The 23,451-nt window shown below is 69.1% G+C and carries 22 protein-coding genes; 13 read left to right on the top strand and 9 right to left on the bottom strand.

Features of this window, described 5'->3' with window-relative positions; translation table 11 throughout:
- Positions 1 to 180 precede the first annotated feature (180 nt).
- The gene (locus ACKI2N_RS22165; RefSeq protein ID WP_420995693.1) at positions 181 to 867 is read left to right on the top strand and encodes a Crp/Fnr family transcriptional regulator; all 687 of its coding nucleotides are present in this window, start codon (positions 181 to 183) and stop codon (positions 865 to 867) included.
- A 128-nt stretch (positions 868 to 995) separates the two neighbouring features.
- On the top strand, positions 996 to 1,526 hold the full coding sequence (locus ACKI2N_RS22160; protein ID WP_420995657.1) for a hypothetical protein: 531 nt from the start codon (positions 996 to 998) through the stop codon (positions 1,524 to 1,526).
- Positions 1,527 to 1,563: 37 nt separating this feature from the next.
- Here ACKI2N_RS22160 and ACKI2N_RS22155 read toward each other — a convergent pair whose 3' ends face one another.
- Positions 1,564 to 1,929 carry a hypothetical protein gene (locus ACKI2N_RS22155; RefSeq protein WP_420995656.1) on the bottom strand — a complete coding sequence of 122 codons (366 nt, stop codon included), beginning with the start codon at positions 1,927 to 1,929 and terminating at the stop codon, positions 1,564 to 1,566.
- Positions 1,930 to 2,034: 105 nt separating this feature from the next.
- Complete coding sequence (locus ACKI2N_RS22150) at positions 2,035 to 2,334, bottom strand: transposase (RefSeq protein ID WP_420995655.1); 300 nt, start codon at positions 2,332 to 2,334, stop codon at positions 2,035 to 2,037.
- A gap of 894 nt (positions 2,335 to 3,228) precedes the next feature.
- On the opposite strand from ACKI2N_RS22150, the gene ACKI2N_RS22145 reads away from it, so the two are divergent.
- The 3 genes from ACKI2N_RS22145 (at position 3,229) to ACKI2N_RS22135 (ending at position 6,432) form a co-directional block, all read left to right on the top strand.
- The gene (locus ACKI2N_RS22145) at positions 3,229 to 4,185 is read left to right on the top strand and encodes a LysR substrate-binding domain-containing protein (protein WP_420995654.1); all 957 of its coding nucleotides are present in this window, start codon (positions 3,229 to 3,231) and stop codon (positions 4,183 to 4,185) included.
- A 159-nt stretch (positions 4,186 to 4,344) separates the two neighbouring features.
- Positions 4,345 to 5,040, top strand: a complete 696-nt coding sequence (locus ACKI2N_RS22140; protein ID WP_420995653.1) for a response regulator — start codon at positions 4,345 to 4,347, stop codon at positions 5,038 to 5,040.
- 42 nt (positions 5,041 to 5,082) lie between these two features.
- A complete protein-coding gene (locus tag ACKI2N_RS22135) occupies positions 5,083 to 6,432 on the top strand; it encodes a cobyrinate a,c-diamide synthase (RefSeq protein ID WP_420995652.1) in 1,350 nt (449 codons plus the stop codon).
- Positions 6,433 to 6,442: 10 nt separating this feature from the next.
- On the opposite strand, the gene ACKI2N_RS22130 is transcribed toward ACKI2N_RS22135, so the two are convergent.
- The 4 genes from ACKI2N_RS22130 to aceE all read right to left on the bottom strand — a co-directional run bounded on the left by ACKI2N_RS22130 (position 6,443) and on the right by aceE (position 12,224).
- Positions 6,443 to 6,928 (bottom strand): MarR family winged helix-turn-helix transcriptional regulator, encoded by a 486-nt coding sequence (locus ACKI2N_RS22130; RefSeq protein WP_420995651.1) that lies wholly within the window; start codon positions 6,926 to 6,928, stop codon positions 6,443 to 6,445.
- 125 nt (positions 6,929 to 7,053) lie between these two features.
- Positions 7,054 to 8,652: an MFS transporter gene (locus ACKI2N_RS22125; RefSeq protein ID WP_420995650.1), complete on the bottom strand. Its 1,599-nt coding sequence runs from the start codon at positions 8,650 to 8,652 to the stop codon at positions 7,054 to 7,056.
- A 93-nt stretch (positions 8,653 to 8,745) separates the two neighbouring features.
- Positions 8,746 to 9,369, bottom strand: a complete 624-nt coding sequence (locus tag ACKI2N_RS22120) for an FMN-dependent NADH-azoreductase (RefSeq protein WP_420995649.1) — start codon at positions 9,367 to 9,369, stop codon at positions 8,746 to 8,748.
- Positions 9,370 to 9,536: 167 nt separating this feature from the next.
- Positions 9,537 to 12,224 carry a pyruvate dehydrogenase (acetyl-transferring), homodimeric type gene (aceE, locus tag ACKI2N_RS22115; protein WP_420995648.1) on the bottom strand — a complete coding sequence of 896 codons (2,688 nt, stop codon included), beginning with the start codon at positions 12,222 to 12,224 and terminating at the stop codon, positions 9,537 to 9,539.
- Between the two features lie 150 nt (positions 12,225 to 12,374).
- Between aceE and ACKI2N_RS22110 the strand changes: the two genes are divergently transcribed.
- A complete protein-coding gene (locus ACKI2N_RS22110) occupies positions 12,375 to 12,818 on the top strand; it encodes a MarR family winged helix-turn-helix transcriptional regulator (RefSeq protein ID WP_420995692.1) in 444 nt (147 codons plus the stop codon).
- Positions 12,819 to 12,931: 113 nt separating this feature from the next.
- Here the strand turns inward: ACKI2N_RS22110 and ACKI2N_RS22105 are convergent, their stop codons facing one another.
- Together ACKI2N_RS22105 and ACKI2N_RS22100 are read right to left on the bottom strand one after the other, a co-directional pair.
- Complete coding sequence (locus tag ACKI2N_RS22105) at positions 12,932 to 14,212, bottom strand: LLM class flavin-dependent oxidoreductase (RefSeq protein ID WP_420995647.1); 1,281 nt, start codon at positions 14,210 to 14,212, stop codon at positions 12,932 to 12,934.
- A 65-nt stretch (positions 14,213 to 14,277) separates the two neighbouring features.
- Positions 14,278 to 15,261: a Bug family tripartite tricarboxylate transporter substrate binding protein gene (locus ACKI2N_RS22100; RefSeq protein WP_420995646.1), complete on the bottom strand. Its 984-nt coding sequence runs from the start codon at positions 15,259 to 15,261 to the stop codon at positions 14,278 to 14,280.
- A 300-nt stretch (positions 15,262 to 15,561) separates the two neighbouring features.
- Here ACKI2N_RS22100 and ACKI2N_RS22095 point away from each other — a divergent pair, with 300 nt between their 5' ends.
- The 7 genes from ACKI2N_RS22095 to ACKI2N_RS22065 all read left to right on the top strand — a co-directional run bounded on the left by ACKI2N_RS22095 (position 15,562) and on the right by ACKI2N_RS22065 (position 22,326).
- Complete coding sequence (locus ACKI2N_RS22095; RefSeq protein WP_420995645.1) at positions 15,562 to 16,947, top strand: LLM class flavin-dependent oxidoreductase; 1,386 nt, start codon at positions 15,562 to 15,564, stop codon at positions 16,945 to 16,947.
- A gap of 110 nt (positions 16,948 to 17,057) precedes the next feature.
- On the top strand, positions 17,058 to 17,603 hold the full coding sequence (locus ACKI2N_RS22090; RefSeq protein ID WP_420995644.1) for a carboxymuconolactone decarboxylase family protein: 546 nt from the start codon (positions 17,058 to 17,060) through the stop codon (positions 17,601 to 17,603).
- 79 nt (positions 17,604 to 17,682) lie between these two features.
- Entirely contained in the window at positions 17,683 to 18,918 is a 1,236-nt protein-coding gene (locus tag ACKI2N_RS22085) for an ABC transporter substrate-binding protein (RefSeq protein WP_420995643.1), read from the top strand.
- A complete protein-coding gene (locus ACKI2N_RS22080) occupies positions 18,918 to 19,751 on the top strand; it encodes an ABC transporter ATP-binding protein (RefSeq protein WP_420995642.1) in 834 nt (277 codons plus the stop codon). Before ACKI2N_RS22085 ends, ACKI2N_RS22080 begins: the two co-directional genes overlap by 1 nt.
- The gene (locus ACKI2N_RS22075; RefSeq protein ID WP_420995641.1) at positions 19,748 to 20,527 is read left to right on the top strand and encodes an ABC transporter ATP-binding protein; all 780 of its coding nucleotides are present in this window, start codon (positions 19,748 to 19,750) and stop codon (positions 20,525 to 20,527) included. The genes ACKI2N_RS22080 and ACKI2N_RS22075 overlap by 4 nt, the downstream gene beginning before the upstream one ends.
- Before the next feature lie 11 nt (positions 20,528 to 20,538).
- Positions 20,539 to 21,417, top strand: a complete 879-nt coding sequence (locus ACKI2N_RS22070) for a branched-chain amino acid ABC transporter permease (RefSeq protein ID WP_426990931.1) — start codon at positions 20,539 to 20,541, stop codon at positions 21,415 to 21,417.
- 12 nt (positions 21,418 to 21,429) lie between these two features.
- Positions 21,430 to 22,326, top strand: coding sequence for a branched-chain amino acid ABC transporter permease (locus tag ACKI2N_RS22065; protein ID WP_420995639.1), 897 nt, complete (start codon positions 21,430 to 21,432; stop codon positions 22,324 to 22,326).
- Positions 22,327 to 22,342: 16 nt separating this feature from the next.
- Here the strand turns inward: ACKI2N_RS22065 and ACKI2N_RS22060 are convergent, their stop codons facing one another.
- A complete protein-coding gene (locus ACKI2N_RS22060) occupies positions 22,343 to 23,254 on the bottom strand; it encodes an IclR family transcriptional regulator (protein ID WP_420995638.1) in 912 nt (303 codons plus the stop codon).
- Between the last annotated feature and the right edge of the window lie 197 nt (positions 23,255 to 23,451).

Raw genomic sequence — 23,451 nt, 5'->3', positions numbered from 1 at the left:
ATCAGCATCAGATAGCCGCAGAAGCCCCCCGGTTATACTGGGTTCGCGTCTATCCAGGCGTATGGAGAGCTCATGGCCACGCCCGAATCAGATATTTCGAGCTGTTCGCTGTGTTTATTCCGGCCGGTCTGCCGAAAGGCGGAAACCGCACCTGGGCAAGGCCCGCAGGAACGCCCCTTGCTGCCTGCCAGCGCCCTCTGGCGGGCCGGGGAAACGGTGTTCCGCCAGGGACGGCCGGTGCAAGCGGCCTTTCCCATCCGCCAGGGAGGCACCAAGGCGGTATTCGAGTCGCCGCTGGGCTGGCGGCAGGTCACCGCGTTTGCCCATCCCGGCGAAGTCCTGGGCCTGGAAGACCTCGACAGCCAGGTCCATTGCACCAGCGCCGTCGCCATGCGGGACACCCGCTGCTGCGTGGTGCCACTCGAGACCGCGCGCGAACACCTGCGCCATGCGGCGTGCCGCGAGCCGGCGCTGGATGCGCTGCGCCGCAACGCAGAACGCCAGCGCACGCTGCTGGTCGCGATCGGGTCGATGAAGGCGGCGCAGCGCCTTGCCATGCTGCTGCTGGACCTGGCCGGAGAACAAAGCCGCCGGGGCCACGCCGGCGAAGCCATGACGCTGGCCATGTCGCGCAACGATATCGCCAGCTATCTCGGCCTGACGCTGGAAACCGTATCGCGCCTGCTGGCGCGCTTCGCCAGCGTGGGGCTGATCACCGTGCGGCAGCGGCAATTGCGCCTCGTCGACCTGGCCGGACTGGGCGCCGTCTACGAGGATCCCGAACGCGTGCCGATCCGCCCGCCGGCGGGCGCTGCGGCCCTGTCGCCGCGCCACCGCGCGGAGCCTGGGCGCGCGGCGCCGGCGTAGGACGGACACTGACAGCAAGCCCGCGCAAACGCGGCTATGGTCAGGTTAAGCCGCCGCGTGCGGAGGAAGGCGCCAGCCGGCGTCTTCGGCGCGACAGGCGGCACCCCGACCTAGCTTCCGGTATCTGTATGCGGGATTTCCTCTTCGCCGTGCGCCTGCGCGCGGCTGCGCTGGCCTTCCTGACGATCGCCGGATTCGCGCCGGCCGCCGGAGCGCAAGCGAACGCGCCGGCGTCGCTTTCCAAGCTGGCCAGGCTTCTGCTTGGCACCGTCGAGGGCAAAAGTACCGGCATGAGCGGAGTGACGCGGCTGACCGGCGGCGGCAGCGCCCCGGATGCCGAACTGGTCGCCGCATGCCAGGAACTGACGCACGCGGGACCGTTCACGCTGGACAACGCGACCCGGCTCGAGGGATGCAACGTCTCGCCCGGCAAGCGCGTGGTATTCCGCCTGAGCCTGGTCGGCGTCGATGCCTCGCGCGAGGGGACCGTGGCCTTCATGGCCAGCGCGGGACCGGTACTGGTAAAGGGGATCTGCCGCAACCCCGACGTGCCGGTGCTCGGCCGCCTGGGCATTACGCTGAATTACCGCTACCTGGGCAACGGCAACCAGCCCGTGGGCGAAGTCACGATCTCGCCCGAACGCTGCGAGGCCCGGTAAGGCGGGGCCAGGGCCCGGCACTCAGCGCCTTGGCACCTCAGCGTTTCTCCTGGGCACATTCCTGCCGGTAGGCTTCATTGAGCTTCTTGCGGTCGGCCTGCCGCTCGATCATCGGGTGGGTGCTGCCGTCGGCCGTGGTCACCGTGGATTTGCCGGTGGACCATTGCGTGCCCGCGGGCAATCCGCTGATCTGGTTCAGCAGGTTCTCGCAGTGGGTCCGCTGGGTCGGCGTAAGGGTGCCGTCGGCGGCGGGACCGGCGTTGTCGGTGGCAGGGTCGAGCATCAGCGGCGGCGGCGGCGCGACCATCGGCGCGGGCACCTCCAGCGCCGCAGCCATGCCTGCCTGGCCGCCAAACAGCCCGAAGCCCAGCAAGGCGGCCATGGCAATCGAAGCCCGTTTCATTTCCATTCTCCCCGGCGGGAGGCGCAACGCGCCATCCCTGATGATCTGTTCATGGCCCCCGGCGGCGGCACGCACCAGCGAAACAAGGCAGCACCGGAACCGGACTTAGTTTCGCTCCTTGCCGTTGCCGCCCCGGCCATTGCCATGGCGATTGCGCAGCAGTTCGAGCTTGAGCAGCGCATCTGCAAGCATACTCTTAAGGCGGGTGTTCTCCTCCTGCAGCTCGCGCAGCTTGCGGCTTTCTCCACGCGTCTCCCCGCCCGCACCCTGGGCATACTTGATGCGCCAGCCATAGAACGACGCATCGCTGAAGCCATAGCGCGCGCATAGCTCACGCACCGGCACGCCGGCCGCCGCTTCCGCCAGGTAGCCGCGGATCTGCTCCTCGGAAAATCGTCTGTTCACTGCCAGTCTCCGCTCGCCAAGGCCGCCCGCGCCGTGCAGCCGCGTGCGTGGCCAGTTCTACCCCTGCCGCAAAGTTACCACCCGCACGGCAAAAGGCAATTCAGTGTGTTCATGGCGCGAGTTAAGCAATTTGAAAAGCCCGGGACCGGCGTGACCCCGGCGCATCCCCTTGCGCGAAGGCCGATTCCAGGCATGCCGCCGGCGCCCGGCACGGCCTTCGGAAAAGGCAATTGAACATTTTACACTCGTGAATTTAGTTATTTTAAGATCGACCCGGACAGGTTACCAAAACATAAAAAAACCATAAAAAAACACGACATTAATCGGTTAATTAATTCCATCCATTTTGAAATGGACCGAGCAACCGCGGGCGGGAGCCCACGAAAACCGGCGCAAACCGGCCGTCACCGCCCGCCTCAACCTCTTTCCGCCGCAGGAAGGGCGGAATTATGGCGCCAGAAACACATATGCGGGCCATTGTCTCCATGTGATAACAAGAAGGATTGTGCACCGCATTTAAAGAATCCCGGCTAAAGTACCCTAGTAAGTTTCAAAGTTATGTATTAACCTTGTCTGGCATTAACTAAATTTCGATCGGCAGCGGCCGGGCCTCGCGCCCCGTGCACGACTGGCGACGGGACTCCCTCGCGAAGCCCAGGTCGGCTGTTTTCTCGGCGCTGGAGTCTATATACCGGGCAGCCATTTTGACATTTTGAGGAAACGCATCTTCATGGATCCCGCGCGAGCCGGGACATTTTGAAGAGGCACCGTGCAATGCGGAGGCATCGCCTCGCGCCGGCCTTCGCCGCCCCCCGGCGGCGGCCCGGGAACCGGCCACAGAGAAGAAAGAAACAAAAAAAAGAAAACCAAATTTCCAAATCGGGAGAAGTGACCATGCGGCACGTCAGCACCAAGCTTCTGCACGTCTTCGTCCTGCTGATGGAATATCGTGACCTCAGCGCCGTTGCCGCCTGCACGCAAGGCCGGGTCCCGACCATCGCCTACAGCCTGGCGCGGCTGCGCGAGATCACCGGCGATCCGCTCTTCATCCGGCGCAACGGCACGCTCGAGCCGACCGCGCACGCCTTGCGGCTGGAGCAGACCGCGCGGCAGATCCTGTCGAAGTGGTCGCACCTGGTGCGGCCCGCGCCACCCGCGGCCCGGGCCGCCAGCCGGCAGCGCCGCATCTCCATCGGGTTTTCGCCGTCGATCGGCGACCCGGCCATCACCGAAATCCTCACCTCGCTGTGCGAGCAGTTTCCCGAAGACCGCTTCATGACGCGGCCGGTCTTCGCCGATGCGGCATTGGCCAGCCAGCTGCGCAACGGCGAACTGGACTGCGCGTTCGTGGTGGACAGCCACTTCGTGCCCGAGCAGGTCGCGCTGCATAGCATCATGGCCACGCCGCGGCGGCTGGTCAGCGTGCTGCGGCCCGGCGGCGCGCCGGAAACCGAGAGCAGGAACGAATGGATCCTGCTGCAGGAAGACACCGAAGCCGGCAGCTCCCTGCAGGCTTTCCTGAACCGGCTCGCCCACGATCCGGCCTACCGCGAGACGGTGGTGCCATCCTGGCATACCCAGGTGGCGCTGCTGCTCGCGGCGGGCGGCATCTGCCCGCTGCTGGACTTCAACGTGCCGCTGCTTACGCGCAGCCACAGGACGCGGCTGCTGGCGCCGCCGGCCGGCTTTCCCGAATGGGCGGCCCTGCATTTCTGGGCGCCGGCACACGCCGCGGCCGGCAATGCCCTGCGCGGCATCATGGAAATCGGCAGCGCGGTCCTGCGCGACCCGGTCGGGGCCATCGACCGCCGCCACGAAGCCCGCGAGACCCGCACGGCCCACGCCGCCTGAGCCGCGCGCAGGCATGCCGTAGGCGGCCCGACGCCGCCCGGCCACCCCGATATTTCTCCTGCAGTTTGAGAATAGTCTCAGGCCATATGCCGAAAACGGCGCTTATTCTGCCTGGGCACCCGCCGCGTGGAAACCGCGCGCCTGCCCAGGAAGATTGCCATGTCATTGAGAATCCTGATTGCCGATGACCATCCCGCCATCGCACTGGCGGTCAGGAGCCAATTGCGCGGACAGACCGGCTGGGAGATCTGCGCCGACGTGCGCGGCGCCACCGAACTGCTCCAGGCCACGCGCGTATTCCGGCCCGACCTCGTCGTCACCGACTACCACATGCCCTGCGCCGACGCCAGCGACGGCATCCGCCTGCTTGCCAACCTGCGGCGGCATCACCCTGCGGTGGGCGTGGTGGTCCTCACCATGATCACCAATCCCCTGGTACTGCGCGCGATCCTCAACTCGGGCGCCCACGGCCTGCTGCTCAAGGACTCGCAACTGGACGAGCTGGTGACGGCCATCATCCGCGTCGAGCGCGGGCTGCGCTTTATCGGCGAGTCCGCGGCGCGCGTGCTGGAACAGTCGGGCGCGCACTACGCGCCGGGCCGCGCCGGCACCGTGAGCCTGTCGGTGCGGGAATCGGAAGTCCTGCGCCTCTATCTCAGCGGCAACTCCATCACCGGCATCGCCGGGCAGCTTTGCCGCAGCGTGAAGACCATCAGCCGCCAGAAAAACAGCGCCATGCGCAAGCTCGGCGCCAACAACGAGCGCGAACTGTTCGATTTCGCCGCGCAGCAGGGCCTGGTGCTGCCGCTGCGCGACGACGGGCCTGGCGCGCCGGGCCATACCGAATGGCTATAATCGCAGCGCCCGCCGCCACCGCCATCCTTCGCCGCTCTCATCATGCCCGCCCCCGCCAACGCGTCCACGGACCAGCCACCCCCTCATGCAGGCAGCCTGCGCGTGCCCGCCCTGCTGGTCGCGGCCCCCGCCTCGGGGCAAGGCAAGACCACGGTCACCGCCGCGCTGGCGTGGCTGCACCGGCGCCAGGGCCGCACGGTGCGCGTCTTCAAGAGCGGCCCGGATTATCTGGACCCGTCCATCCTGGCGGCAGCGAGCGGCGCACCGGTCCACTCGCTCGACTTGTGGATGACCGGCGCCGGCGATGCCGCGGCTCGCCTGGCGCAGGCCGCCTCCGAGGCAGACCTGATACTCGTGGAAGGGGTAATGGGCCTGCACGACGGCACGCCGAGCAGCGCGGATCTCGCGCGCCATTTCGGACTGCCCGTGCTCAGCGTGATCCAGGCGGGCGCGATGGCCCAGACCTTCGGTGCCGTGGCCTACGGCCTGGCGGGCTATGGCCAGCCGCTGGCGTCGATGCAAGTGCTGGCCAACGGCGTGGGCTCGACGCGCCATGCCGACATGCTGCGCGCAAGCCTGCCCGCCCATATCGGCTGGGCCGGAGGCCTTGCCCGCGACAAGGACGCATCGCTGCCCGAGCGCCACCTCGGCCTGCACGCGGCCGACGAACTGCCCGACCTGCCCGCCCGCCTGGACCGGCTGGCCGATGCGCTGGCGGGGCAGCCGATCGGCGCCCTGCCGCCGGCCGTGGCGATCGCGGCCGCCGCGCCGCTGCCGGCATTGCCGCCGCTACTGGCGGGCAAGACCATCGCGGTAGCCCGCGACGCGGCGTTCCGCTTCCTCTATCCGGCCAATCTCGACACCCTGCGCGCGCTCGGCGCGCGCCTGGCCTTTTTCTCGCCGCTGGACGACGCGGCCCTGCCCGCCTGCGATGCGCTGTGGCTGCCCGGCGGCTACCCCGAACTGCACGCGGCGCGCCTGGCGGGCAACGCCGCCATGCTGGCCGCGCTGCGCGCCGCCCATGCGGATGGCGTGCCGATGCTGGCCGAATGCGGCGGCATGATGACGTTGTTCGAATCGCTGGCGGACAAGGGCGGACAAGTGCACGCCATGGCCGGCCTGCTGCCCGGCAAGGTCGCCATGCAGCCGCGCCTGGCGGCGCTGGGCCACCAGTTGCTGGCGCTGCCCGAAGGGACCCTGCGCGGCCATACCTTCCATTACTCCAGCGTGCAGACGCCGCTGGCGCCCTGCTGCCACGCCACGGCGCCGCGCGACGGCTCGCGCGGCGAGGCGGTGTTCCGGCACGGCGCGCTGACCGCCTCGTACACCCACCTCTATTTCCCCTCCAACCCGCTGGCGGTGGCGCGCCTGTTCGGCGCCACGGCGGGCTAGCGGGCGCTCCTCAGGCGGCGTCGGCGGCGTCGGCCGCATCCGCCTTTTCCTGCTGCTGGGTGCGCTGCACTGCCACGGCAATGCCGGATTCGAGCTGCTCCAGGCCCTTGGACAGGTTGCGCATGGTCGTTTCGGAAACGTTTTCCAGCACGTCCTGCAGGAAGGACGAGCGCAGCGGCAGCGCCTGCTCGACGATGCCGCGGCCCAGCTCGGACAGCGTGACATTGGTCACGCGGTTGTCGCGCTCGCTGGTGTTGCGCTCCACCCAGCCAAGCTCCTGCAAGGCCTTGAGCTGGCGCGTGAGCGCGCCCGGATCCATGCCCACGCGATCGGCCAGCGGCTTCTGCGCGATCGGCCCGGCGTGCCCGTGCAAGGCATAGAGAATGCGCCAGCGCGGCAAGGGATGGCCGATGCGCTGCTCGAACGCAGCCGCATAGGCCCGGTAAGTCCGTCCGAACTGCTGTAGTACAGCCAGGCTTTGTCGCTCCAGTTCCAATCCAGTCTCCTGCTTGGACCGCCGCACGGCATCCGTGCGATGCGTGCGGCGGCCTCGTCAACCAACGGAACAGCCCGGCGTCCCGGCATGCCCCGGGACAGTCCCCGGCGCTGCCCAGGGGTAAATCATTTAGCGGCCATGACCTGCTGCTTGACCGCGCGCTCCAGCTTCACCGGCGGCACGCGGCGCGAGCGCCACAGGCCCACCACGGCGATCACCGCGGCCAGCGCCAGGCCCATGTGGATCGCGCCGACCAGCGACAGCCTAGCCTGCTCGAGCAACAACGCGCCATTGTGGCCGGCCGCCTGCAGTTGCGACAGCAGATCCGACTGCGCGGCCCGGTCGATCAGGATCTGCGGATCGGCCATGCGCGCCTGCCACTCGCCCGCGCCCGCGCTTTGCAACGCATCGTGCACGCCGCTGATATAGCTGCGCGTGACCAGCGTGCCGACCAGAGCCGTGCCGATCATGCCGCCCACCATGCGCAGCGACTGCAGCATGGCCGTGGCGATGCCGAGATGCTCGCGCCCGGCGGTCTGCTGCGCGAACACCGTCAGGTTCGGCATGATGAAGCCCAGCCCGAAGCCGCCCAGCAGCATGATGCCGAACAGCAACTGATGCGGCATCCCGCGCGTGACCTGCGACAACCCCAGGCAGGCCAGCGCCAGCATCGCGAAGCCAGCGTACAGCATATTGTTGGGCAGGCGGATGCGCGTGATGATACGGCCATTCAGGATGCTGCCCAGCGTGATGCACACCACCAGCGGCGTCACCAGCACGCCGGCCTCCTTGGGCGAGTAGCCGAACCCGCCCTGGAACAGCAGCGGCGCGTACAGCAGCAGCGAGAACATCGCGAAACCGACCAGCACCGCCAGCAGGAACAGCGGCGCCAGCCCCGGATTGCGGAACATTTCCAGCGGCAGGATCGGGTTCGGCGCGCGCTGCTCCCAGCGCCACAGCGCCACCAGCGCGCACACCGACATCGCCAGCAGCCCGCCCGTCACCAGGCCGAAGCCGCGCTCGGGCATCAGTTCCACGCACAACTGCAGGCCGCCCAGGCCCACGCCGATCAGCGCCGCGCCCAGCCAGTCCACCTTGATCGAACCCGTGTGCGTCTGCTGGCGCAGATGCGGCAGGTAGCGCCAGGCGAACAGCAGCCCCAGCAAGCCCACCGGCAGGTTCACGTAGAACACCGCGCGCCAGCCATACGCCTCGGTCAGCAGCCCGCCCAGCGACGGCCCCACCGCGTTGGCGATGCCGAAGGCCGCGCTCATCATCACCTGCCAGCGCAGCCGCACATGCGAATCGGGAAAGAGATCGGGAATGCACGCGAAGGCCGTGCCCACCAGCATGCCGCCGCCGATGCCTTGCAGGCCCCGCGCCAGCACCAGGAACGGCATGCTCGGCGCCATGCCGCACAGCGCCGACGCCGCCGTGAACACCACGATCGACGCCATCACGAACGGCTTGCGCCCGTAATAGTCGCCCAGCCGCCCGAAGATCGGCACAGTGATCACCGAGAACAGCAGATAGGCCGTGGCCACCCAGGCGTAGTACTCGAACCCCTGCAACTCCGCCACCACGGTGGGCAGCGCGGTCCCGACCACGGTCTGGTCGAGTGCCACCAGCATCACCACGAACGCGATGCCCAGCATCGCCAACAACGACTCGCGGAACGGCAACACCTGCCCGCTGCTATGCGCCTGGTGAGGCTGGGAAATCATTTTCTATTGCCCGGTCAATGATTGTAGAGTCAATCATTATAGGCCAGTTGACCGGGATGCGAGGAGGCGATGCCGAGATTCGTCATGGCAGGATCAGAACGCCAGGGCCATCGCACGCGCCTGCGCCTTCGCCCGCTCGATGGTTTCCGGTGCCTTGGCGTCCCAGGTGTGTTCCACCGTGATGCTTTTGATTTCGTCGACGCCGATGAACCTGAGCCAGAAGTCGATGTAATCGGCTTGATGCTTGAACCCGGGACTGCCGGCACCCGCGCCTTTGTCGTGGCTTTGTCCCCGAACATGGATGACCAGCGCCCGCGGAATCTTCAGCATCGGACCGTATGCCTCGCCGTCGAAGGTAAACAGCATATTCCGCTGGCTGACGAGATCGATCAGTTGTTTCAGCTTGTAGGGATAGCCAAAGTTCCACATCGGAACACCGAGGACGATCCGGTCAGCTTCCTGGAAACGCTTCACCAGAGACTGTATCCGGACCCAGATCGACAATTCGTGGCTGTCCATCGGTTCTTTCGAGACCCCTTTGTACTTGACGCTGATTGCCTGACTGTCGAACTCGGGCAAGTCTTCTTCCCAGACGTTCAACGTATCGGTTTCAAGCGAAACGGAGGCCTTACCGTACGCATCGAGAAACGCATCGGCGATGGCGATGGAGGCTGACCTGGCACCACGGGGAGAAGACACGATGTTTAGCAGACGCATGATGCATAACCCGATGAGAAAGCATGAAGAAGGGAAATGGACGACGGCGCCCGTTGGATCCCGGGCCGGGGAGCGGCGCGCCAGCGGCATCGACCGTGCATGAGCCCTGCCGACGGTTCACTTGCTGGCGCCCGCTCTTGCCGGGGGCGGCGGCGCAACAATCTTTGTCACGCGAGGGACGGATCGGCCTTCTCCGCCGACACACCGTAGCGCTGCATGGCCTGCGTGACGACATGATGCGGCACCGCGCCGTCGTCGGCCAGTGCCTTGAGCGCGGCCACGGCGATGAAGTGCCGGTCGACCTCGAAGAGGCTCCGTAGCGCCTCGCGCGTGTCGGAGCGGCCGAATCCGTCGGTGCCCAGCGCCACCATGCGGCGGCGGCCGATAAAGGGACGGATCTGGTCGGCCACGATCTTCATGTAGTCGGTGGCCACGACCAGCGGGCCGGGATGGCCGGCCAGGCATTCCTGTACGTAGGGCACGCGCGGCTCCGCTTCGGGATGGAGCAGATTCCAGCGCTCGGCCGCGAGGCCATCGCGGCGCAGCTCCGTCAGGCTCGTGGCGCTCCAGATATCGCTGGCTACGGCGAAGTCGTTCGCCAGCAACTGCGCCGCGTGGATCACTTCGTTGAGGATGGCGCCGCTGCCGGCCAGTTGCACGCGCGCCTGCTGCTTGCGGTCCGGCTCGGCCGAACGCAGTGCGTACCACCCTCGCAGGATGCCGGCTTCGCTCCCCGGCCGCAAAGCCGGGTGAGCGTAGTTTTCGTTGAGCAGGGTGATGTAGTAGAAGATGTCTTCCTGTTCCACGTACATGCGGCGCATCCCGTCATGAACGATCACCGCCAGCTCGCAGGCGAAGGCCGGATCGTACGAGACGCAGCAGGGGATGACCGACGACAGGACGTGGCTGTGGCCGTCATCGTGCTGCAGGCCTTCGCCCATGAGGGTGGTCCGCCCCGATGTCGCGCCCAGCAGGAAGCCGCGTGCGCGCGCATCGCCGGCCGCCCAGGCCAGGTCGCCCACGCGCTGGAAGCCGAACATCGAGTAGTAGATATAGAAAGGCATGGCGTTGACGCCATGATTGCTGTAGGCCGTGGCCGCCGCGATCCATGCCGACATGGCGCCCGATTCGTTGAGGCCCTCCTGCAGGATCTGCCCGTCGCGGGTTTCGCGGTAGTAGCTGAGCTGGTCGGCATCCTGCGGCTTGTAGAGCTGGCCGACGTGGGAATAGATGCCGACCTGGCGGAACATCCCCTCCATGCCGAAGGTACGCGACTCATCGGGAACGATAGGCACGACATTGCGGCCCAGCGCCTTGTCCTTGAGCAGCACCGCCAGCATGCGGACGAATGCCATCGTCGTCGAATAAGCGCGCGTGCCGGAGTCATTCAACTGCGTGGCGAACATCGAGAGCGCGGGTAGCGCCATCGGCGTGGCAACGGTGCGGCGGGACGGAACGTGCCCGCCAAGTGCCGCGCGGCGCCGGTGCAGGTAGCGGGCTTCCTCGCTGTCGGGACCGGGCTTCAGATAAGGAATGTCGTCGAGCTGGTCGTCGCCCACCGGCAGTTCAAAGCGGTCGCGGAACGCGCGCACGGCATCGGCATCGAGCTTCTTCAGTTGATGGTTGATGTTCTGGCCTTCGCCTGCCTCGCCCATGCCGAAGCCCTTGACGGTCTTGGCCAGCACCACGGTGGGCTGTCCCGCGTGGCGCACTGCGGCGGCGTAGGCGTTGAACACCTTGGACGGTTCGTGGCCGCCGCGCGTCAGCGCCCAGATCTCGGCGTCGCTCATGTCGGCCACCAGCTCGCGCAGCGCCGGGTACTTGCCAAAGAAGTGTTCCCGGATGTAGGCGCCATCCTGTGACTTGAAGGTCTGGTATTCACCGTCGACGCACTCCATCATGCGCCGGCGCAGCAGCCCGGATGTGTCGCGCGCCAGCAGCTCGTCCCAGCCGCTCCCCCAGATCACCTTGATCACGTTCCAGCCCGCGGCGCGGTACAGGCCCTCGAATTCCTGGATGACCTTGGCGTTGCCCCGGACCGGGCCGTCCAGCCGCTGCAGGTTGCAATTGACGACGAAAATCAGGTTGTCGAGCCGCTCGCGCCCCGCCATGGCCACGGCAGCCAGGGACTCGGGCTGGTCCATCTCGCCATCGCCCAGGAATGCCCAGACCTTGCGGCCCTGGGCCGGTACGAGCTGGCGGTCTTCGAGGTAGCGCATGAAGCGCGCCTGGTACGCGGCGGTGATCGGCCCGAGGCCCATCGAGACGGTGGGGAACTGCCAGAAGCCCGGCATCAGCCGGGGATGCGGATACGACGAGATGCCATCACGCTGCGCTTCACGGCGAAAGTTGTCGAGCTGCGCCTCGCTGAGCCGGCCTTCCAGGAAGGCGCGTGCGTAGATGCCGGGCGAAGCGTGGCCCTGCAGGTAAATGAGATCGCCCGCGAAGCGCTCGGTACGGCCGCGGAAAAAATGGTTGAAGCCCACTTCGTACAGCACGGCCGCCGACGCATACGTGGCAATGTGGCCGCCGACGTTGGAATGCTTGCCGGCGCGCAGGACCATCGCCATGGCGTTCCAGCGCGCCATGGCGGCCAGGCGGCGCTCGATCTGCATGTCTCCCGGGTAGCTCAGTTCGCGCGCCGCGGCGATCGTGTTGACGTAGGGCGTGGTGACCGCAGTGCGGAAATCGCCGTGCAGAGCCGCATCGAAATCGTGCAGGCGGTCCAGCAGATAGTGTGCGCGGCCGCGGCCCTCCACGCGGGTCACGGCGGCCAGCGCCTCGATCCATTCCTGCGTTTCCTGCGGATCCACATCCAGGGCCAGGGTGTCGGGCGGTAGCTCGGGGGCATTCATGTCTGTCTCCATGGGATTGACGGGATGCCGATGGCATGAGACGCCGCCGGGTAGGCGGGCTGCTGCCATCGCATGAATTGCAATTGCAATCGTTAGCGGATTGTGAGCGTTTTGCGGTACGATTGCAACTGCAACTATGAGGAGACAGTCATATCCATGACACACCCGGATCTGTGGTTTTCGTTCGTGCGCTCGCATCGGGCACTGATACGCGAGATCGACCGGCGCCTGTCGGAAGAAGGTCTTCCGGCGTACGCGTGGTACGACGTGCTATGGGGGATCGAAAGCGGAACGGATGGCAGCCGCCGGATGCATGAGCTGGCCGACGTGCTGGCGATCGAGCGCTATAACCTCACGCGCGTGGTGGACCGGCTCGAGCGGGAAGAACTGGTCACGCGCACGCGTTCTGCGGAGGACGGCCGGGCGGCGTTCGTGACGGTCACGCGGCAGGGCAAAGCGCTGCGCAAGAAGATGTGGGCGGTCTATCAGGCCGCCGTCGACGAGTTGTTTCTTGCCCAGTTCGGGCAGGAGGACATCGAGCGCTTCTCGCGCGCACTGGACGTGGCAGCGGCGAAGGCAGGCCGGCCAAGATAGTCTCGGCCGGCGCATGGACCGCCGGCGGCCGCGGCCGCCGGCGCCGGATGACCGCGCATGGCGGCGTTTCCGCCTTGCCGTGCCGCGGGCGTGGTCCGGTGGCCTGGCGCGGCTCAGGCCCGGGCCGGCAACGGCAGCCCGAGGTTCCCCCGCAGCGTATCGGCCTCGTATTCGCGCCGGAACACGCCGCGCTCCTGGAGGATGGGCACCACCTCGGCGGTGAAGTCCTCCAGCCCGCCGGGGAAGTAGGCCGGCATGATATTGAAGCCGTCCGCGCCGCCGCCGTCGACCCAGTCGATCATGTGCTGCGCGACCTGCGCGGCGGTGCCGACCACGATCTGGTGTCCGCGCGCGCTGGCCACCAGGTGGTAGAGCTGGCGCAGCGTCAGGCCGCGCTCGCGCGCAAGCTGGAGCAGCAGCACGCTGCGGCTGTGGGCACCCGCCTCGAGCGCGAGGTCGGGCAGCGGGCCGTCGAGCGGGTAGCCCGAAACGTCGATCATCAGTTGCTCGGTCAGGATGGCGAGCGCGTTGGACTGGTCGGTAAACGACTGCAGCAGCGCCAGCTTGTCGTGCGCCTCGGCCTCGGTGCGGCCGATGATGGGCATCAGCCCCGGCATGATCAGGCAGTGCGCGGGGTCGCGCCCCTGCGCCGCCACCTGGGCCTTGAGCCCCTGCGCGAACGCGCGCGCGGCGGGCAGGTCCTGCTGCGCGGTGAAGACCACCTCGGCGTGGCGCGCGGCCAGCGCCTGGCCCGGGCCGGACGAGCCGGCCTGGATCAGCACCGGATGCCCCTGCGGGCTGTTGGTGACGTTGAGCGGCCCGGCCACCGAGAAATGGCGGCCGCGATGGTTCAGCGCGTGCATCCTGGCGACATCGATGTAGACGCCGGCCTGCTTGTCGAGCACGTAGGGATCGGGGTCCCACGACTGCCACAGGCCCTTGACCACGCTGACGAACTCCTCGGCGATCTCGTAGCGCTGGTCGTGGTCCGGGTGGCGCTCGCGGCTGAAGTTGATCGAGCCGTCGGCGAAGGTGGTGACGATGTTCCAGGCCGCCCGGCCGCGCGAGAGTTTGTCCACGGTGGCCAGCGTGCGCGCCAGGTTGAACGGCTCGCTGTAGGTGGTGGAGGCGGTGCCGGCCAGGCCGATGCGGCTCGTCACCATCGACAGCGCGGCCAGCATGGCGAGCGGGTCGGGCCGGGTGATCATCGACGGATGCGAATCGGCGGTCGTCAGCAGGCGGTCGCCGAAGAACACCATGTCGAACTTGGCGCGCTCGGCGGCCTGCGTCATGCGGACCACCAGGTCGACGTTTTCGGTGCCGGCCTCGGCGCCGGGGTAGCGCCAGCCGGCGGCATGATGGCCGGCGGCCAGCAGGAACAGTCCCAGTTTCATCGGAGGATCTCGGGGGGAGGAAAAGTAAGGGGGCGACTGTGTAAGACGGGGGCCGGCGACCGCGCTCAGTTGGCCTGCACGCCGCCGGCCTGCACCACGCGCTGGGCGAGGTCGTGCACGGCGCGCACCTTCTGCGCGGTCTGCTCGGGCGTGAGCGCCTGCACCTCGACCTGCACCCGCGCGAGCGCCTCGATGGTGTCGGGCTCGCGCAGGATCTCGGCAATCCACTGGCGCAGCCGCGCCAGCACCTCGGGCGGCGTGCCCTTGGGCGCGGTGATGAAGAACGAGCCGGCGAGCGCGTTTTCCCACTCGGGCAGGCCGGCCTGGCGCATCGACGGCACGCCGGGCAGCTCGGGCGCGCGCGTGCCGCCGAAGTAGGCCAGCGCGCGCAGCTTGCCGGCCTTGATGAACGATGCGCTGAGCGGGTCGAACACGATGTCCACGTGGCCCGCCACCACGTCGCCCACCGCGGGCGCGCTGCCCTTGTAGGGCACGTGGCGGATGTCGATGCCGGCGAGCCGCTTGAGCAGTTCCCCGGCCAGGTGGCCGGGCGTGCCGTTGCCCGAGCTGGAGTAGGTCAGCTGCCCCGGATGCGCGCGCGCGTAGGCGATGAGCTGCTGCAGCGTCTGCGCCGGCACCGCCGGGTTCACCGCCAGCGTAGCCAGCGAGTTGCCGACGTAGGCCACCGGCACCAGGTCGGTGAACGGATCGAACTTGACCTTCATGAGCTGCGGCGCGATCGCCAGGTTGCCGATCGAGGTGTTCAGCAGCGTGTAGCCATCGGCCGGCGCGCTGGCCACGAAACCCGCGCCCAGCGTGCCGCCGGCGCCCGGCTTGTATTCGAGCACGACCGGCTGGCCGCTTTTCTCGGCCAGGCGCCGGGTGATGATGCGCGCGACGTTGTCGTTGGTGCCGCCGGGCGTATAGGGCACCACGTAGGTGATCGGCTTGGCCGGGTAGCCGGCGTCGGCCAGGGCCGGGACGGCGGCGCAGGCGAGCAGCAGCGATGCCAGGGCATGGCGCCGGAGGGAAGACAGTAGCGAGGACATGGACGATGAGGAGGTGGAAGGCAGGGGACGCGGACACACGGGGCAGCAGCGGCGAGGGCCCGGCTGCGCCGCCCGCCGGAGACGACAGCGACGGCACGAAAACAATGCGCCGCCTATCCTAGGCGCTGGCGCCGGCAAACAGAACGACCGATATCGCATATCCATAGCCGTTGCGCGCGCATCAGGAAACACATATCCGTATGCGAAATGGGCGCTTGGTGCGGTGCCGCCAACGCGCAACAATCGCCGGTTCCGATGTTTCCGTCGCGCGCCCATGCCGGCCGCGCGGCCCGCCTTGCCATGCCTCGCCCGGTCCGCCAGATCCGTTTCAACGCCTTCATGATGAATTGCGTGGTGCACCTAGCACCCGGCCAGTGGACCGCGCCGGAAGACAATTCCGTCGGCTACCTGGACCCGGACTACTGGGTCGCGCTGGCCAGGAAGCTCGAGGAAGGGCTGTTCGACAGCCTGTTCCTGGGCGACATCACCGGCGTCTACGACGTGTTCGGCGATGGGCCCGACGCCGCGCTGCGCACCGCCGCGCAGGTGCCGATGAACGACCCGGTCCCGCTGATCCCGCTGATGGCGCACGCCACCCGGCACCTCGGTTTCGGCGTCACGGTCTCGGTCGCCTACGAGCCGCCCTACCTGCTGGCGCGCCGCCTGACCACGCTGGACCACCTGAGCGGCGGCCGCGTGGCGTGGAACGTGGTCACGTCCTACCTGGAAAGCGGCGCGCGCAGCCTGGGCCAGCGCGAGCTGCGCGCCCACGACGAGCGCTACGACCGCGCCGACGAATACCTGGAAGTCTGCTACAAGCTGTGGGAAGGCAGCTGGGAAGACGGCGCGGTGCAGCGCGACCGGGCAAGCGGCGTCTACGCCGATCCCGCGCGCGTGCACGCGGTGCGGCACGAAGGCCGCTACTTCAGCCTGGACGGCATCTTCCAGTGCGAGCCGTCGGCGCAGCGCACGCCGCTGCTGTTCCAGGCCGGCGGCTCGGCGCGCGGCACGCGCTTCGCCGCCCGCCACGCCGAGTGCATCTTCGTCGGCGCGCCCACGCGCAACGGCCTGCGCCGCTCGGTGCAGGCGCTGCGCGACGCGCTGGCCGAGGCCGGCCGCGCGCCGGACAGCGCGCTGCTGTTCGCCATGTTCACGGTCATCGTCGACGAAACCGCGGAGAAGGCGCAGGCGCGCTATGCCGCCTACCGCGAGCGCGCCAGCTACGACGGCGCGCTGGCGCTGCTGTCCGGCTGGACCGGCATCGACCTGTCGCGCTACGCGCCGGACGACACGCTGGAATACGTCGACACCAAGGCCGGCCAGTCGGCGCTGGCCTCGTTCAGCAAGCTCGACCCGCAGCGCACGTGGACCGTGCGCGATGCCGTGGAGTTCGTCGCCATCGGCGGCCGCGGCCCGGTGGTGGTGGGCGATCCGGTGCAGGTGGCGGACGAGCTGCAGGCGTGGATGGAAGACACCGGCATCGACGGCTTCAACCTGGCCTGGGTGGAATCGCCGCGCACCTTCCACGACGTGGTCGACTTCCTGGTGCCGGAACTGCAGCGGCGCGGCGCCTACAAGACCGCCTACGCGCCGGGCACCCTGCGCGACAAGCTGCTCGGCAACGGCCCGCGCCTGCAGCCGCCGCACGTCGGCGCCGGCTTCCGCGCGCCGGACCGGGACGGCTGATGCGGTGCCGCGGCCGACGCCCGCATTGCAGCCCGCATGCCTTGCGCCGCGCCTCCGCGCCTCGACTCTTCCTCCGGCCTCTCTCTCTCCTTTCACCAGCAGGACCACACATGCCACGCATCAGCGAACTCGACCCCGCCACCTTCGACCCGGCCCGCCGCGAGCTGTTCGACCAGTTCACCGGCAACGGCGCCCATTTCGCCGACCAGTTCTCGGTGCTGGCCCACGTGGCGCCGGCCGTGGAGCACCTGCCGCGCATGCTGCTCGAGCTCAAGGCGCGCAACGCCGTGTCGTACCGCTATATCGAGCTGGCCATCGTGGTGGTGTCCCTGCTCAACGACTGCGACTACTGCGTGCGCAGCCACGCGCCGCGCCTGGCCGTGGAGGGCATCAGCGAGGAAGGCGCGCGCCGCCTGCTCGACTACGCCGCCCATCCCGAACTCGATGAGGTGGACAAGCTGGTGGTGGAATACGCGATCGCCGTCACGCAGGCGCCGCAGCGCATCCGCGACCAGGTCTTCACGCGGCTGCGCGCGCATTTCAGCGAAGCGCAGGTGGTCGAGCTGACGCTGCGCATCTCGCTGTGCGGCTTCTTCAACCGCTTCAACCAGGCGCTGCAGATCGGGGAAGACGCCACCGCCGTCCATCCGCGCTGAGGCGCCGGCCCGGAGCTTCCTCCCGCCCTTCTTCCGATTCCGACCCCGACTCCGACCCAGATTCCGATCCCGACTTGCCATGACTGATTCTTCTTCGTTCGAGCGCCGCGCCTTCCTGCGCATCGCGGGCGCATCGCTGGCCGCGCTGGCCGCGCCGCAACTGGCGCTGGCCCAGGGCAGCGGCCCCATCCGCATCGGCGTGCTGGTGCCGCTGTCCGGCGGCGGCGGCGCCTACGGCCAGGGCATGGCCAACGCCGCGCGCAAGGCCGCCGACTACATCAACGCCGAGGCCGGCGGCGTGCTGGGCGGGCGCAAGCTGGAGATCCTGGTGGAGGACAGCGAAAGCAATCCCACCGCCGGCGTGGCCGCGGTGCGCAAGCTGCTGGAAGTGGGCAAGGTCTCGGCCATCGTCGGCGTGTGGAGCAGCGCCGTGGCGATGGCGATCAAGCCGCTGACCATCGAGAAGGGCATCCCGCTGCTGGTCAGCGGCTCCGGCGACGAGGTCACGCAGGGCGACAACAAGGGGCTGGTGTGGCGCTTCCAGGCGCGCGGCAGCGACTGGGGCGCGGTGTTCGCGCGCGCCGCGCTCAAGGACGGCGCGCGCAAGGCCTCGCTGCTGGTGCTGCAGACGCCGTTCACGCTGAGCATGGTCGAGCCGTTCACGGCCGAGTTCCGGAAGGGCGGCGGCCAGGTGCTCGACACGGTGTTCTACAACCCCAACCAGCCGTCGTATCGCGCCGAGGTGGAGAAGGTGTTCGGCAAGAAGCCGGACGCGGTGTTCCTGCCCAGCTACCTGCCCGACCTGTCTGCCATCGCGCGCGAGGTCTACCGCAGCGGCTTCAGCGATACCCGCATCTACGCCAACTCGTCGTCGGCCGACGCCGAAGGCGCCTTCATCAAGAACGTGGGCAAGGCGGTGGCCGAGGGCATCCACCATATCCAGTCGATCCCGCCGGCCGACTCCACCGCCTACAAGACCTTCGCGCGGGTGGCCGGCATCCCGGCCGGCACGCTGGCCATCTTCCCGTCCAATGTGTGGGACGAGGTCTCGGTGCTCGCGCTGGCCATCGAGCGCGCCGGCAGCGCCGACCCGCAGGTGTTCGCCAAATCCATCCTGCCGGTGGTCAACGGCCCGGGCAAGGCGGTGGAGAATCCCCTCGACGGCCTCAAGGCGCTGCGCGCCAGGCAAGCGATCGCCTACAGCGGCGCCGGCTCGCACTTCCAGTTCACGCCGACCGGCGACCAGTTGAACCGCGAATACGGCCACTTCGTGATCCGCAACGGCGCCAACCAGCTGATCGACACGCTCAAGTGATGACGCAGGCAGCCCTGGACGCCAGCCCCGCCGCGCCGGCCCGCGCCGCGCACCACCAGCACGCGCAGGGCACGCAGCGCGTGCTGGCGGCCGAAGCGGTCAGCGTGTCCTTCGGCGGCGTGCACGCGCTGGACGGCGCCTCGGTGAGCCTGGCGCCGGGGCGCATCACCGGCCTGGTGGGGCCCAACGGCGCCGGCAAGTCGACCCTGTTCAACGTGCTGGCCGGCACGCTGCGGCCGCGGCGCGGCACGGTGCGGCTGGCCGGCGCCGACATCACGCGCATGCCGGTGCACCGGCGCGCCCACGCCGGCATTGCCCGCACCTTCCAGCTCGCGCGCGAACTGGACAGCCTGAGCGTGCTGGAGAACCTGCTGCTGGCCGCGCCGCGCCAGCCCGGCGACAGCCTGGGCCAGCTGCTGTTCCGGCGCGCCGCCGTGCGCCGCGCGGAAGCGGCGGCCATCGAGCGGGCGCTGGCGCTGCTGGGCCGCGTGCGCCTGACGCGGCTGGCCGACCAGCCCGCCGGCGCGCTGTCGGGCGGCCAGAAGAAGCTGCTGGAGCTGTGCCGCGCGCTGATGCTGGAGCCGGACATCGTGCTGCTCGACGAGCCCGCCGCCGGCGTCAATCCGGCGCTGATCGAAGAGCTGTGCCAGTTCATCCTGGCGCTGCGCGGCGAGGGCAAGACCTTTGCCATCGTCGAGCACAACATGGACATGGTGGCGGCGCTGTGCGACCACGTCTACGTGCTGGCCGAAGGCCGGGTCCTGACGCAGGGCAGCTTCGGCGAGGTGACCGCCGACACGCGCGTGCGCCAGGCCTACCTGGGAGAGCCATGATGGACACGCCGCAAGCACTGGTGGTGGCGGGCATGTCGGCCGGCTACCGGGGCAAGGACATCCTGCACGGCGTGAGCTTTACCGTGCCGCCGGGCGGCGCGCTGACGGTGATCGGCCCCAACGGCTCGGGCAAGTCCACGCTGCTCAAGGCGGTGGTCGGCCTGCTGCCGCTGTCGGCCGGCAGCGTGCGCCTGGGCGAACGCGACCTCGGCCCGCTCGACGCCCCGGCACGCGCGCGGCTGGGCCTGGCCTACGTGCCGCAGGAGGGCAATGTGTTCGCCAACCTCAGCGTGGCCGACAACCTGCGGCTGGGCTGGGAGTTCCTGCATGCCGGCCGGCGCGCCGGCAGCGCGGCGCGCCGCCAGCGCCAGGAATACGTGCTGGAGCTGTTCCCCGAGATCCGCGCCCGCCTGTCGGGCAGCGCCGGCCTGCTCAGCGGCGGCCAGCGCCAGATGGTGGCGATGGCCTCGGCGCTGATGCAGGCACCCGCGCTGCTGGTGCTCGACGAACCCTCGGCCGGCCTGTCGCCGCGCAACGCGGCGCTGCTGTTCGAGGTCATCGCGCGCATCCGCGCCACCGGCATCACGCTGCTGATGATCGAGCAGAACGTGCGCCTGGGACTGGCCGCGGCCGACACCGGCCTGGTGCTGGCCGCCGGCCAGGTGCGGCTGGTGGCGCCGGCCGCGGGACTGGCCGGCGACGACGCGGTGCGCCAGCTCTACCTCGGCACGCGCGCGCACGACACCCGCCTCGCCGGTGCCGCGGCCGCTTCATAAAAGGCCCATCCATGCTTCAACTCGTTTTCAACGGCCTGGTCTCCGGCCTGCTGGTGGCGCTGCCGGCACTGGCGCTGGCGCTGAGCTTCAGCGTGCTGCGCTTCGCCAATTTCGCCATCGGCGCCATGCTGACGCTGGGCGCCTACCTGATCTACCTGTTCAACGCGGTGCTGGGCTGGCCGCTGCCGTGGGCCGCCGCGGCCGGCGTGGCGCTGGGCGGCGTGGTGGCGGTGGCGGTGGACTGGCTGGTCTACCGCCGCCTGCGCGAGCGCTCCGGCGTGACGCTGCTGGTGGCCAGCATGGGCGTGGCCTTCGTGCTCGAGAACGCCGTGCGCTTCGTCGCGGGCAGCACGCCGCTGGGCTACGACACCGAGCCGACGCGCCCGTTGCGCGTCGCCGCGCTGGATCCGCTGGGCGGCCTGCGCGTCAACTACGAGCAATGGCTGATCGTGCTGGTCGGCGCGGCCAGCCTGGCGCTGGTGTGGCTCGTGTTCCGCTGCACGCCGCTGGGCCGCGCCATGCGCGCGGTGGCGGACAATCCCGCGCTGGCGGCCGTGCGCGGCATCTCGCGCGCGCGCGTGGTGGCGCTGACGTGGTTCCTGTCGGGCGCGCTGGCCAGCGCGGCGGGCCTGCTGGTGGGGCTGGACGCCACGCTCGATCCGCAGATGGGCTGGAACTACGTGCTGCCGGTGTTCGCCGCGGCCATCCTCGGCGGCATCGCCAACCCGATGGCCGCGGTGTTCGGCGCGCTGGTGATGGGCGTGGCCGCCGAGGCGTCCACGCTGGCGCTGCCGTCGCACTACCGCACGCTGGTGGCCTTCGCCGTGCTCGGCGTGCTGCTGCTGGTGCGGCCGTGGGGCGTGTTCGGCCGCGCGCCGGTGCAGAAATAAGAGGGACGGACCATGAGCACCTACCTGATCTCCATCCTGATGCTGGTCTCCATCGCCGGCATCGCCGCGCTCGGGCTGAACCTGCAGTGGGGCCTGACCGGACTGGTCAACTTCGGCCTGTTCGGCTTCTACATGCTGGCGGCCTATGCCTGCGCCCGGCTCGCGCAACTGGGCTGGAACCCGTGGCTGGCCTTGCTGGCCGCCACCGTGCTCGCCATGCTGGCCAGCGCGCTGACCAGCCTGATCTCCGCGCGGCTGTCCGAGGACTACCTGGCCATCGTCACGCTGGGCTTCGCCGAATGCCTGAAGCTGGTCGCCATCCACGAGGAATGGCTCACGCGCGGCAGCCTCGGCATCGCCAACATCCCGCGCCCGGTGGCGGGCGACGGCGCGCTGCTGGCCGTCACGCTGGCGCTGCTGGCGGCGGTCTTCGCGCTGTTCGAGCTGGTCGCGCGCGCGCCGCTGGGCCGCACCGCGCGCGCGCTGCGCGACGACCCGCTGGTGGCCGCCACGCTGGGCAAGCCGGTGCTGTGGCTGCGCCTGCGGCTGTTCGCGCTGGGCGGCGGCGCCATCGGCTTGGCGGGCGGCATGCACGCGTTCTACTACCAGTACATCGACCCGACCCAGTTCGGCCCCATCCTCACCGCCTATGCCTTCATGGCCGTGATCATCGGCGGGCGCGGCAGCAACCGCGGCGTGCTGCTGTCGGCCTTCACCGTGGTCGCGCTGCTGGAAGGCACCCGCTTCGTCAACGACTACGTGGCGTGGCTCAGCGCCAGCCAGCTCGCCTCGCTGCGGCTGATGCTGATCGGCCTGGGGCTGATCGTGGCGCTGATCTACCGCCCCGCCGGGCTGGTGGCCGAATACCGCCTGCAGGTGGCCAGGGGAGCCGGCGCGCCGCCGGCCTGAGCGCGGCGCGCGCCCGCTATGCGGGAGCGCGCTGCCCCAGCCCCCGCTCGATTTCCCGCACCGTCTCCACCAGCCGTGCGCGGACCGCGCCCAGCAGCCGCCCGGCCGGAAAATACTGCGCCGCGCCGGCGACGCTGACCGCCATCATCGGCAGGCCGTGCCCCGGGCTGAACGGCATGGCGACGGCGTGCACCTCCTGCATCCAGTCGCCCAGCGAGGAAGCGCATCCGGTGGCCTTGCACTCTTCCACCGCCAGGTCGATGCCCTGCTTCAGCGCCGGCCAGCTGGCCTCGTCGAGCGCGCGGATGCGCTCCGTCAGTTCGGCGCGCTCCGCCGCCGGCAGGCCGGCCAGGTGCGCGCGCCCGGCGGCCGTGGTGGCCAGCGGGATGCGCGATCCCACGCCGAGGCTGAGCGTGACGATCGAGCCGCCGCGCGCGCATTCCAGGTACAGCATGGAGAGGCGGTCGCGGGTGGTGAGCGCGACCACGGCGTCGGTCTCGGTGGCCAGTTGCTGCATGAGCGGCCGCGCCACCTGCCGCACGTCGAGGTCGGCCAGCATCGCGCTGCCGAGCGCGGCGGTGGCCGTGCCGAGCCGGTACTTGCCGCTCTCGGGCACCAGATGCAGGTAGCCCAGTCTGGTGAGCGTGTAGGTCAGCCGGGTGATGGTCGACTTGGGCAGGCCGCAGCGCTCGGCGATCTCGTGGTTGGCGAGGAAGCTGTCGCCGCTGCGAAAGCTGCTCAGCACTTCCAGCCCGCGCGCGAGCGCGGTCACGAAATGGCGGTCCGCGCCGCCTTCGGCCGGCAGTTCCGCGTCGTCCGCATCGGCCGCATCGGCCGCCTCGTGCACCTCACGCGCATCATGCGCCCGCCCGCGCGCCGCTTCGTCCGGTTCCCGTCCTGCCGGAGCGCCTTCCTTGTTTCTCGCCATTTGCCTCTTGTCCCGTTCAGCCGATATCCGCGGCCCCGGCAAAATACCACAGACGTTTCCCGGACCGCAATGCAGTTTTCCATACCGCACTGTGTTTGGGTGCAAACCCGCGGCCAGCCTTGCACGCAGCATTTTTTGCTGCGTCGCGCGTCGTCGCCGGCTTGACTTCGCTCCATCGTCTACTCATACTTTGGACC

Origin of the sequence: Cupriavidus sp. 30B13 (assembly GCF_049059565.2) — a bacterium.
In the GTDB taxonomy this organism is placed as follows: Bacteria; Pseudomonadota; Gammaproteobacteria; order Burkholderiales; family Burkholderiaceae; genus Cupriavidus.
The sequence above is the reverse complement of the archived record's forward strand: the minus strand, read 5'-3'. Positions and strand labels throughout refer to the sequence as shown.